This is a genomic window from Geobacillus sp. LEMMY01 (assembly GCF_002042905.1).
Taxonomy (GTDB): Bacteria; Bacillota; Bacilli; order Bacillales; family Anoxybacillaceae; genus Geobacillus; species Geobacillus proteiniphilus.
Window position 1 is genome coordinate 69,028 of the sequence record NZ_MVKA01000004.1, and the last position, 12,015, is coordinate 81,042.

Genomic DNA, 12,015 nt, shown 5'->3' on the forward strand with positions numbered 1-12,015 from the left:
CGCCGATCACCTGCCTCCTAATCGTAGACGGAATTTATTAGCCAATGGGAAAGCAGCTAACTCCTGTTCAGAAAAAACATGTCCTTTCACAATACACGCAAGGTAAACGACAGCACCGATGGCAACGCCGCCAAACGCCTCGACAGCCGCCCATAGGCGACCCTCGCTCGAGCTGTCCATCAGCCACCTATACCCATGCAATACGACGACCATCATAGCGGCCGCCTTCACGGTTGGGTACATGTATTTCCGGCCCGTCGCCCGATATTCACGCGGCAAAAAGGCGTATAAAAAGCCTGCCATGAGCGCATAAGCACCCGTCGTCGCCGCGGCGGCGCCAAGCGCTCCAAACCGCGGAGCAAGCCAATGCATAAGCGCGGCCTTCCCCGCCACTGCCAACGCCACGCCGGCAGCGGCCGTCCATTCCCTCCCCATTCCTTGCAATAATGCAGAGGCGGTCAACGCAATCGTAGTAAAAAAGACAGAGGAGGACAAGACGGCGAGAACCGACGAACCGTAGTCATTCTCGAACAACATCGCATTGATCGGTCGAATGAGGCAAATGAGCCCTAACGAAGCACCAAGCCCGATGACAACGGCGAGCCGGATGGACAGCGCTCCATAGGCGAAAACGGCACCTTGGCGGCGCGCTCCGGAAAGAAGTGGAACAAGCGCCAATGAAAACGACGTGCCGACGACCGTGCCGAGCTGAATGAGCGGCTGACCGCGGTCGTACACTCCTTTTAGCCGCTGCACCTCGTCGAGCCTTGCCCCCGCTTCCTGTAGAAGCGGAACGAATAAAAATGAATCGACGAGTGGAATCAGCGTCAACGCCATATTCGTCAAGCAAATGACCGTCCCCGCCGTCAATAAACGCCGGCCCACCTGTCGATCCCAAGCTGGCGGCGTGCGGCCCACCGTTTTTAGCCGCCGGCGCCGAGACAGACAGAAAAGCAAAATGAGAAGCGCCGCCGCCATGCCTACTAGCGTCCCTGCGACCGCTGCCATGCCGCAAGCATAGACGTCGGCGCCGCGCTGCACCGCTCCATACGACAGCCCTAAAATCGCCGTCACCCGGACGAATTGCTCGCCAACTTGGGACGCCGCCGTCGGCGTCATATCATGCCGCCCTTGGAAATAGCCACGCAACAACGCGATGGGCGGAAACAGCAAAAACGAAAACGAAAGCAAGCGCACGAGCGGCGTAAGCCGTCCGTCGCCCATCGCCGAGGCAATCACCCCCGCCCCTAGATACAGCGAGGCAAACAGAATGACGCCAAGGACGCTTAACACCAACAAGGCGACGCGCACGGCGGCGGCAGCACCCGCTTCATCCTGTCCCGCCAACCGCTCGGCGACAAGCTTCGAGACGGCAACCGGGTAGCCGGTCAGCGAGAGTGCGACGACGATGCCATAAATCGGGTACACTTGTTGGTAAATATAAAAACCAATGTCCCCGACCATATTTTGATACGGAACACGGTACAAAGCGCTTAATAGTTTCGCGGCCAAAGCGGCGGCCGTTAAGATCGCCGCCCCTTTCCATACGTTTCCCATCCAGTTTCTCCCCTCGCATAGACAACCCACTCAACCTAGACGCCGGGGGGCGATAGAAGCCGCCAAGCGCCATTATGGCTACGCTCGATATTATAGCGCAACTTCCGCCTGTTGGACAAAGGCGATAGTCGATTCGCACGGCTTCATGCGCTGTTCCGCAAGCCAGGCGGACGAAAAAAGCAGGATGTGAAGCGATTCCGGGATCCAAGACATCTGACGCCCCATTTGCCGGGCGGAAAAAAAGGCAGCCTGTGAAGCTGCCTTGTCGTTTCGCCTATTGTTCCATTTGTCGAGCCAAAAAGCTGGCGGCTGTTTCTACTGCTTTATGCTCCACTTCACCGAGCATTTTCTCGCGCGATAAAATGATGACTGCTCCGATCGGATCGCCGTTGGCGACAATCGGGCCGATCGTATACGACTTCAACGTTTCCGTCATCCCGTCAACGAGCTCGACTTCCCCTTCCTCCGTATGGAGGATGGAATTGCGTTCTTCCATCGTTTTTTCCACCAACGGGCTGACGCTTTTGTTCATATACTCTTTTTTCGAAACGCCGGCGACAGCGATGTATACATCGCGGTCGCAAATGAGCACAGGCTGGCCGAGGCTGTCAAACAGCGCTTCGGCGTACTCTTTGGCAAAGTCGCCTAATTCACTGATCGGCGAATATTTTTTCAAAATGACTTCTCCATCGCGGTCAACAAATATTTCGAGCGGATCTCCTTCACGAATGCGCAACGTTCTGCGAATTTCCTTCGGAATGACAACTCTTCCTAAATCATCGATGCGACGAACAATACCGGTTGCTTTCATACCTTGTATACCCTCACTTTCATCTAGGATTTGAAGGATACTCCGATGAACCCTTGTAATGGGGAATTCACCATTGTTGTCATTAGTATCCTTCACAATCCACGTTCTATACGTGATGAAAGTGATTTTGGCCATTTTAGATAAAATTGCCCATCCTTCATTATCGCCACATGCAGGAAACGATAAACATCATAAAATTTTTTCCTGATTATGCCGTCACCGACTTCTCATTTTCCACCCCGGACAGCCGCCGCAGCATCTCCTCTAAAATCATCAGCCACTCGTGCGGCTTCATTTCCTTGATATAGAGCACAATCTTCAGCTTCGCTCCGTCCATGCCAAACCCGAACAAGCGGCCATGCCGATGGCCGATGTCAGATAGACGCTGGATTTCCACCGCTTTCGATGCCTGCTCAGTAAACAAGATGTCAATTTGCTGCTTATGTTGCTTCATCGATTCGACGCCAAGCTGCTTGGCCAACACCTTCAACTCAGCAATTTGGAACAAATACGCGACTTCATCTGGATAATCGCCGAAGCGGTCGACCATTTCCTCGCGCAGCGCCTCAACGTCTTCGAGCGTCTCCGCTGCCTTAAATCGCTTGTACATCTCGATCTTTTGCAACTCGTCCGCAATGTATGTGCTCGGAATATAGGCGTCGACTTCGACATCGATGACGACATCCGGCTGCTCGTCTTCCCGCTTGATGCCGCGCCGTTTTTCAATCGCTTCTTTCAACATTTGCGAATACAAATCGAATCCGACCGAGTCGATAAAGCCGTGCTGTTCGGCACCGAGAATGTTGCCCGCGCCGCGGATCGACAAATCGCGCATGGCAATTTTAAAACCGGAGCCGAGCTCGGTAAACTCTTTAATGGCTTGCAGCCGCTTTTCCGCCGCTTCATTGAGCACTTTATCTTTCCGATAGGTGAAATACGCATAAGCGACGCGGTTTGAGCGGCCGACGCGCCCGCGCAGCTGGTACAGCTGCGACAATCCCATCCGGTCGGCATCATAGACGATGAGCGTGTTGACATTCGGAATATCGATGCCCGTTTCGATGATCGTCGTCGTCACCAGCACATCGTATTGCCCTTCCAAAAACGCCAAAATCGTCGATTCGAGCTCCGTTTCCGACATGCGGCCATGCACGTAAGTGACGCGCGCTTCTGGGACAAGCTGGGCGATTTCTTCCGCTTTCAAGTCGATATCTTCAATATGGTTGTAAAGGAAAAACACCTGCCCATCGCGGGCGAGCTCACGTTCAATCGCCTCTTTGACGAGTTCGGGCGTATATTCCATGACATACGTTTGCACCGGGAACCGATTTTCAGGCGGCGTCTCGATGATCGACAAATCGCGCACCCCGATCATCGACATATGCAACGTGCGCGGAATCGGCGTCGCCGTTAAGGTGAGCACGTCGATGTTCGCCTTCAGCTGCTTGATTTTTTCCTTATGCGCCACGCCAAACCGCTGCTCCTCGTCGATAATGAGCAAGCCTAAATCTTTAAACTTCACGTCTTTCGACAGCAGCCGGTGCGTGCCGATGACCATATCGATCGTCCCATCTTTTAGCCCTTTGATCGTCTCGGCTTGTTGCTTTTTCGTCCGGAAGCGGTTCAACAGTCCGACGTTGATCGGGAACCCTTGAAACCGTTCGCGCACCGTTTCGTAATGCTGCTGGGCCAAAATCGTTGTCGGCACAAGAAAGGCCACTTGTTTGCCGTCCATAATGGCTTTAAACGCCGCCCGCAACGCCACTTCCGTCTTCCCGTAGCCGACGTCGCCGCAAAGGAGGCGGTCCATCGGTTTATCGCTCTCCATATCACGCTTAATTTCCTCAATCGACCGAAGCTGATCTTCCGTCTCTTGATACGGAAACGCCGCTTCAAATTCACGCTGCATCTCGGTGTCCGGCGAAAACGCATATCCTTTGCTTGCCTCGCGCTCGGCGTACAGCTTGATTAAATCTTCAGCGATATCCTGGACGGATGATTCCACTTTCTTTTTGACCTTTTTCCATTCCGAACCGCCGAGTTTGTAAATTTTTGGCTCTTTTCCTTCCGAGCCGACGTATTTTTGCACTTGATCCATTTGGTCGACCGGAACATACAGCGTATCGCCGCCTTGGTACTGGATATGGATATAGTCTTTATGCACCCCGTTGATTTCTAACGTCTCGATGCCTAAATATCTCCCGATGCCATGGTTCACATGGACGACGTAGTCGCCGACTTGCAATTCGGCGTAGCTTTTGATCCGCTCGGCGTTGGACAGCTTTTGCCGGCGCACCGGGCGTTTGGCCCGTTTTTTGAACAGCTCTTCTTCTGTGATGACTGCAATTTTTTGCAACGGCAATTCAAACCCGGTATTTAAATCGCCTTCAAGGAGCTGGCATTTGCCATGCAGCAAAGCCGCATCGCGCGCGAGCGGCAGCGCGTCAATCTCATAATCTTGAAGCAATGATTGCAGCTTTTTCACCCGATCGGCATTCGGCGCCAAAAAGACGACCGCATAGTTTGCCTTTTTCCACCGCTCGACTTCGGATTGAAGAAGCGCCATTTGCCCATGGAAGTTTTGCATTTGTTTGCACGTAATATTGACGACGTTTTGTGGGTGGGTATACGGAACATGGCGCAAAAACAACGATAAGTATACCCGCTGGAACCGATGTTTTTGCAATAATTCAGAAAACGAATGCGAAAGCGGTACGCCATGAATCATTTTCCCGCCGTCAAGCAAACTCGTATACCATTCCGCCTCTTCGCGATCCAACCGTTCCGCCGCCTCTTGCAGCCGGCTCATTTCATCCATGAGCAGCACGCCGTCTTCTGGCAGGTAATCTAGCAAACTCGCAACCTTTTCATAAAAAAGGGACATATATTTATATTGTTGCTCGATTTCCTGCCCCTCGCGCAATTGCTCAAGCTCAGCGTGAATATGTTCATACATCCGCTGTTTGGCGGCCTCATCTTTCATCGTCTCCAAACTCGACGCAAGCCCCGCTTCAATCCGCTCGATTCCTCGGCGCCGCGTCTGTTCATCGAGAATGATTTCATCGGCCGGCCCGATCATGATGCGCTCAATTTGCCCTTGCGAACGTTGGTCGTCAGGGGTGAACGTCCGAATCGATTCGATTTCCGTATCAAACAGCTCGATGCGGTACGGAAGCTCAGCGGTCAATGGATAAATGTCGATGATGCCGCCGCGGACGCTGAACTCTCCGGGGGCGGAAACGGTGCCGACCCGTTTGTACCCCATTTGCACAAACTTCTGTTTACAACGTTCTACATCGAACTCTTGTCCAACGGAGAAGGTGAACAAATACTGCTTCCAAAGCGACGGCGGCGGCAACAAACGCCGCAAGCCGGCGACCGGGCAGACGACGACCCCTTTTCCGCCTTGCGCCCAATGGTTCATAATCTCCAGGCGCTGTGCCTTCAGCTCCGGACTGGCGACCGCCATCTCAGCGGCGATCACTTCGTTCACTGAGTAAAGGAACACGTCTTCCGGCCCGAGCAACGAAACGAGGTCGTCATACATTTTTTGCGCTTGAAACAAATTGTGAGAGACGACTAACAGCGGCCGGCCTGTCTCCTTGTAAAGCGTGGAAATAAAAACAGACCGGGCCGACCCCGACAGCCCGGCGACAAGCTGTTCCTTCAAGCGGACATGGATCCCCTCGATGATTGTACGCACATCTTGGTTTTCAGCTAAATAGCGATGCAACGAAAGCACCCTATTCTCCCTCCTCTCAACGCCAGTTTCTTTCCGTTCCCCTGGCCTAGCGCAAACGCAAAAACGCTTTGGTCGCCCAAAGCTGCCCTCAATGGATGAATTTTTCGTATTGATGCCATTCCGGGTTTCGCGCCAGCGCCTCTTGGCAGTCTTCGCAAATCGTTTTCACATGAATGTCGCCGTTCGGCTCATATGAAATCATCTCGAGCCGTTCCTCTTCCGTTAAGTGGTGGAATCCTAGTTTTTCGCTGTAGATCGGCATTTGCTCAATTGTTCCGACTTTTGCGCCGCAATGGCGGCAATAGTAATGCAACGCCATCCAAGCCAACCTCCTCACTGGGCTGTTCCCGTCCGCAAGGCAGACAAAGCCAACGCTTCGGCCGCCTTCCGTACTCACATTCTGCACCAGTTCAGAGGAAAATATTCATTCGTTAAAGTCATTCATCACTTGAATAAATGGTGCGCTCACCGCCTGTTCGCACGCATCGGCAGCCCGCAGCACCGCTTTGTCCACCGCCGGTTTCTCCTCTTCTGTGAAGCGGCCGAGCACGTAGTCCGTAACCGGTTGGCCGCCGGTCGGCCGGCCGATGCCGATGCGGATGCGCTTAAACTGCTCGGTGCCAAGGTGGTGAATGATCGATTTGACGCCGTTATGGCCGCCGGAGCTCCCTTTTAAGCGAAGGCGGATTTTCCCTGGCGGGAGATCGAGGTCATCGTAAATGACGATAACATCATCGACGACAATGTCGTAGTAATCCATAAGTGGGCGAACACATTCTCCTGATAAATTCATATATGTCAACGGCTTGCATAATGCCACTTTTTCGCCAGAAACGGACGCCGTTCCGAACAAGCCGCGAAATTTAGCAGTTTTTAACGATACATTCCAGCGCCTCGCCAGCTCGTCGATGACGAAAAAGCCGACATTGTGCCTTGTTTGCTCATACTCCTTGCCCGGATTGCCGAGCCCGACAAACAGCTTCAATCCTCGCGCTCCTCTCTTTGGATGATACTACAAAAGACGTAACCGAAACGGTTACGTCTGTCACTCTTCTGACGTCGTTTCTCTTCCTTTCTCAGCGTCAGGCTGCCCTGCCTCTTGCTGTTCGCCGCTATCGATTTCTGCCTCTTGTTGCGGCGGCAAGATCGTGGCGATCACTTCGGAAGGTTCATGATTGATTTCAAATTTGCCATCCGTTTGCACGTCGCCAACGGTGACGGTATCACCGACTTGCAGTCCAGAAATGTCCACTTCGATCACTGACGGAATGTTCGCCGGCAGGACGCGGATGGACAGCTCATGCAAGTTTTGCTGCAACACGCCGCCCTCCTTCACGCCAGGCGCCTCACCCACTAAGCGAACTTCAACGTCAATATCGACTTCTGTCGATAAATCAACCGCTTGAAAATCGGCGTGAAGCAACTCGCCACGCAACGGATCGCGCTGCATCTCGCGCAACAACACCGAGTAGTCCTCGCCGCCGACTTTCAGCGTCAGCAAGCTTGTACGTCCGCCTTCACGAAGCACTTTCTCCAGCTCAGCGGCGCTGACGAAAATCATTTTGTTTTCGACTTTTTTGCCGTACAAAATCGCTGGAATGCCACCTTGTGAACGAATACGCCGCAATGTCGAACGTTTTTTGTCTGTGCGTTCTTTCGCTTCCAACACAATCGCCATGTTTCTCCACCTTCCTGAATTAGAATCTATTGACTACTTTATCCTAAAACAAGAAGGGCTAAACATGTTTTCTTGCGTTAGTCGAACAGGACGCTGACAGACTTCATTTCATACACGCGCGTAATCGCTTCAGCAATAAGCGGAGCCACCGACAGCTCTACAATTTTATCAATTTTCTTCTCTTCTGGCAAGGCAATTGAATTGGTGACGACCAGTTTCTTAATTTTGGAACTTTGAATGCGCTCGATCGCTGGACCGGACAGCACCGGATGGGTGCAGCACGCGTACACTTCCTTCGCTCCGCTTTCCGCCAGAGCGTTGGCCGCGAGCGTAATCGTGCCGGCGGTATCGATAATATCGTCAATCAAAATGGCCGTTTTCCCCGCCACTTGCCCGACAATGTTCATCACTTCCGCCACGTTCGGCTTCGGCCGGCGCTTATCGATAATGGCAATCGGCGCTTTCAAGCGGTCGGCGAGCTTGCGCGCCCTTGTGACACCGCCATGGTCCGGGGAGACGACGACAATATCTTCCAACTGTTTACTTTTGAAATAATCCGCCAAAATGGGCACACCCATCAAATGATCGATTGGAATATCGAAAAATCCTTGAATTTGCGGGGCATGCAAATCAAGCGTGATGACGCGCGACGCTCCGGCCGTCTCGAGCAAGTTGGCGACCAGCTTCGCCGTAATCGGCTCGCGCGAACGCGCTTTCCGGTCTTGGCGGGCATAGCCGTAATACGGCATCACGATATTGATCGTGCGGGCCGAGGCACGCTTTAACGCGTCGATCATAATGAGCAGCTCCATCAAATGCTCATTGACCGGCACGCTCGTCGATTGGATGACGAACACATCGTCGCCGCGGATGCTTTCTTCAATGTTGATTTGAATTTCCCCGTCGCTGAAACGGGAAACGGAACATTTGCCGAGCTCGATTCCCAGGACTTCTGCAATTTCCTTCGCCAACTTCATGTTCGAGTTCAGAGCGAACAATTTTAATTGATGCTGACAGTCAGACATGGTAGACCTCCGCTAAGATTTTTTCTTGCCTGGCAGGCGATCGACATAATTTTCTTTATTGACTTGCCGGGCGCGGGCAATGGCGAGCGCGCGACCGGGGACGTCATTCGTGATCGTCGATCCGGCGGCGACGTAAGCGCCTTGTCCAACCGTAACCGGTGCAATCAAATTGACATTGCAACCGATAAACGCCCCGTCTTCGATTTTGGTCATATGCTTATTCACGCCGTCGTAGTTGACCGTAATCGACCCGCAGCCGAGATTGACATCGGCGCCGACTTCAGCATCGCCGATATAACTCAAGTGCGACGCCTTGCTTCCTTTGCCGAACGTCGATTTTTTCACCTCGACGAAATTGCCGATCCGCACCTCATCGTCGATTTTTGACAGCGGTCGAATATGGGCGAACGGGCCGATCGTCACATCCGAACCAATCTCGCTGTCATGGGCGACCGAATGGCGAATCGATGTGCGATGGCCGATATAGCAATTTTTAATTTCCGAATTTGGTCCAATGACACAGTCTTCACCGATCACCGTCTCGCCTTCAATCACCGTGCCGGGATAAATGACCGTGTCGCGCCCGATCACCGCCTCGGCGGAAATATAGGTGGAAGCCGGATCGATGATCGTGACCCCGTTTTTCATATGATAACGGCAAATGCGACCGCGCATGATCCCCTCCGCTTCGGCGAGGGCGATGCGGTCGTTTACGCCGATCGTTTCCTCAAACGACGGCGCCTGATAGGCGGATACAACGCCGCCGTCCGCTTTGATAATTTCAATCACATCCGTTAAATAATATTCACCTTGAGCGTTGTGGTTGGTCACTTTTGTAAGCGCTTGAAACAATGTCTGGTTGTCAAAGCAATAGATTCCCGTGTTAATCTCGCGGATGTTCCGCTCTTGCTCGCTCGCATCCTTATGTTCGACAATTTTCTCGACATGGCCAGCCTGGTTGCGGACAATGCGGCCATATCCGGACGGATCATCAGCGATGGCCGTCAATACGGTCGCCTTCGCCTTGGCGGCCATATGATGCTCGACGAGCGTCTCCATCGTCTCAGCGGTGATGAGCGGCGTATCCCCACAGACGACAATCGTCACTCCTTCAAGGCCGCGCAAATGCGGAGCCGCCTGCATTACCGCATGCGCCGTCCCGAGTTGCTCCTCCTGCAGGGCATATTCACACTGGGAGCCGAGCTGTTCTTTCACTTGTTCCGCCCCAAATCCCACTACCGCAATCGTTTTTTCCACCCCAAGCTTCGACACTTGGTCGATGACGTGCTGAACCATTGGCTTGCCGCAAACGGGATGAAGAACTTTATACCACTTTGATTTCATCCGCGTTCCTTGTCCGGCCGCCAAAATGACCGCATATCGCTTCATGTGAAAGGCCTCCAATTACCCTTTTATCCATAATTGAATATATATGAATCAGTGGCACTTTTCAAGGAAACAATGCGGTTGCCAAAAAATAGAGAGCTTGGTGAATTTCACCCAAGCTCCCTTTCATATGTTTACGAAGCGCCAGCTTCTTCAAGTTCTTCTTCCAACTTCCCGAGGCGGTGATATTCAGCGAGGATCGCCTCCTGGATTTTCCCGCGCGTGGCGGAATTGATCGGATGAGCGATATCACGGAACTCCCCATCTGGTGTGCGCTTGCTCGGCATCGCGACGAACAGCCCATTGTTTCCGTCGATGACGCGGATGTCATGGACGACGAACTCGTTGTCCAACGTAATGGAGGCGATCGCTTTCATCCGTCCTTCGGTATTGACGCGGCGTAATCTTACGTCTGTCACTTCCATTTTGCTCACCACCTTTTTCCCTATATGAGACTCGATGTAATTAATTCCACGTGCTCGAGTCATTTCCTTCTTTTTTTCGAAAAATTTTTTATAAATTTTTATGTAGGGAAAAAGTGGGTCTGATCATTACGGAACGAGGGCAACGACTTCAATTTCGACAAGGACGTCTTTCGGCAGCCGGGCTACTTCCACGCACGAGCGCGCCGGCTTATGGTTCGGGAAGTATTGGCTGTACACTTCGTTCATGGCCGCAAAATCATCCATACTTTTCAGAAATACGGTCGTTTTCACCACCGTATCGAGCGAAGCGCCGGCCGCTTCCAATACGGCTTTCAAGTTTTGAAACACTTGATGCGTCTGCGCCTGAATGTCGCCTTTCACCAATTCCCCTTCTGGAGTGAGCGGGATTTGCCCCGAGCTGTAAAACATGTTGTTGACGATGATCCCTTGCGAATATGGGCCGATCGCTTGCGGCGCCTTCGTTGTCTCTACCTTTCTCATTAGCCAGTCTCCTTTCTTGATTTTTATGTCAAGCAGCAAGCTGCTATAAAAACGCTTTGTAATTGCCTTCTTTGACAGCGATCCGCTTTTCTTTCACATCTACCTCGGACAGTTTGACGAGCGAAATGTATTCGTCGACCAACCGTTCTTTCGCCTCCTCTGACTCGACGAGCACGCCGATGCCGGAGACATTGCCGTTAAACTCCTGCAGCAAGCTGATCATGCCGTTGATTGTGCCCCCCGCCTTCATAAAGTCGTCAACGATGAGCACATTGGCTCCTTCCGCTAAACTGCGCTTCGATAGGACCATCGTTTGGATGCGCTTGGACGAACCGGATACGTAATTGATGCTCACCATCGGTCCTTCTGTCACTTTATTGTCATGGCGAACGATGACAACGGGCACATACAAAAAGTTGGCGATGGCATACGCGAACGGAATCCCATTGGTGGCGATCGTCATGACGACATCCACCGGACGGTCGGCAAACATCGACGCATAAAGGCGGCCGATTTTGTTCATAATACGGGGATCGCCAAGAATGTCGGTCATATACAAATATCCGCCGGGAAGAAGCCGATCGGGGCGCGACAGTTGTTCACACAAATACGCAACCACTTCGTCTGCTTCCTCGGCAGCCATTTTTGGAATGTATTGCACGCCGCCAGCAGCGCCGGGCAGCGTCCGAACGGTTCCGATTCCTTGCTGCTCGAACGTCTGCTTAATGATGGCCAAATCTTCGCTGATCGACGATTTGGCCGATTCGTACCGCTCCGCAAAAAATGTCAGCGGAATGAGCTGATGTGGCCGTTCAAGAAGATAATGCGTCATATCGACTAAACGGCCGCTTCGTCTTAGCTTCATAGCCGACCTCCCGAAACCGAATATT

Annotated in this window: 11 protein-coding genes; all 11 read right to left on the minus strand. The window is 52.6% G+C overall.

Annotation, left to right across the window (positions count from 1 at the left end):
• Positions 1–6: 6 nt before the first annotated feature.
• The 11 genes from B1A75_RS03585 to purR all read right to left on the minus strand — a co-directional run bounded on the left by B1A75_RS03585 (position 7) and on the right by purR (position 11,990).
• A complete protein-coding gene (locus tag B1A75_RS03585; protein ID WP_079935752.1) occupies positions 7–1,557 on the minus strand; it encodes a putative polysaccharide biosynthesis protein in 1,551 nt (516 codons plus the stop codon).
• A gap of 274 nt (positions 1,558–1,831) precedes the next feature.
• Entirely contained in the window at positions 1,832–2,368 is a 537-nt protein-coding gene (gene spoVT / locus B1A75_RS03590) for a stage V sporulation protein T (RefSeq protein ID WP_079935753.1), read from the minus strand.
• 208 nt (positions 2,369–2,576) lie between these two features.
• Complete coding sequence (gene mfd, locus B1A75_RS03595; RefSeq protein ID WP_079935754.1) at positions 2,577–6,110, minus strand: transcription-repair coupling factor; 3,534 nt, start codon at positions 6,108–6,110, stop codon at positions 2,577–2,579.
• Between the two features lie 88 nt (positions 6,111–6,198).
• Positions 6,199–6,429 (minus strand): anti-sigma-F factor Fin, encoded by a 231-nt coding sequence (fin, locus tag B1A75_RS03600; protein WP_011229562.1) that lies wholly within the window; start codon positions 6,427–6,429, stop codon positions 6,199–6,201.
• 105 nt (positions 6,430–6,534) lie between these two features.
• A complete protein-coding gene (pth, locus tag B1A75_RS03605; RefSeq protein WP_079935755.1) occupies positions 6,535–7,095 on the minus strand; it encodes an aminoacyl-tRNA hydrolase in 561 nt (186 codons plus the stop codon).
• 60 nt (positions 7,096–7,155) lie between these two features.
• On the minus strand, positions 7,156–7,788 hold the full coding sequence (locus B1A75_RS03610) for a 50S ribosomal protein L25/general stress protein Ctc (RefSeq protein ID WP_079935757.1): 633 nt from the start codon (positions 7,786–7,788) through the stop codon (positions 7,156–7,158).
• Between the two features lie 77 nt (positions 7,789–7,865).
• Positions 7,866–8,813: a ribose-phosphate diphosphokinase gene (locus tag B1A75_RS03615; protein ID WP_074043759.1), complete on the minus strand. Its 948-nt coding sequence runs from the start codon at positions 8,811–8,813 to the stop codon at positions 7,866–7,868.
• 12 nt (positions 8,814–8,825) lie between these two features.
• Entirely contained in the window at positions 8,826–10,202 is a 1,377-nt protein-coding gene (glmU, locus tag B1A75_RS03620; RefSeq protein ID WP_079935759.1) for a bifunctional UDP-N-acetylglucosamine diphosphorylase/glucosamine-1-phosphate N-acetyltransferase GlmU, read from the minus strand.
• A gap of 131 nt (positions 10,203–10,333) precedes the next feature.
• Complete coding sequence (gene spoVG, locus B1A75_RS03625) at positions 10,334–10,624, minus strand: septation regulator SpoVG (RefSeq protein WP_003247437.1); 291 nt, start codon at positions 10,622–10,624, stop codon at positions 10,334–10,336.
• A gap of 126 nt (positions 10,625–10,750) precedes the next feature.
• Positions 10,751–11,125 carry a RidA family protein gene (locus B1A75_RS03630; RefSeq protein ID WP_074043760.1) on the minus strand — a complete coding sequence of 125 codons (375 nt, stop codon included), beginning with the start codon at positions 11,123–11,125 and terminating at the stop codon, positions 10,751–10,753.
• Positions 11,126–11,168: 43 nt separating this feature from the next.
• Entirely contained in the window at positions 11,169–11,990 is an 822-nt protein-coding gene (gene purR, locus B1A75_RS03635; RefSeq protein WP_079935761.1) for a pur operon repressor, read from the minus strand.
• Positions 11,991–12,015: the final 25 nt, after the last annotated feature.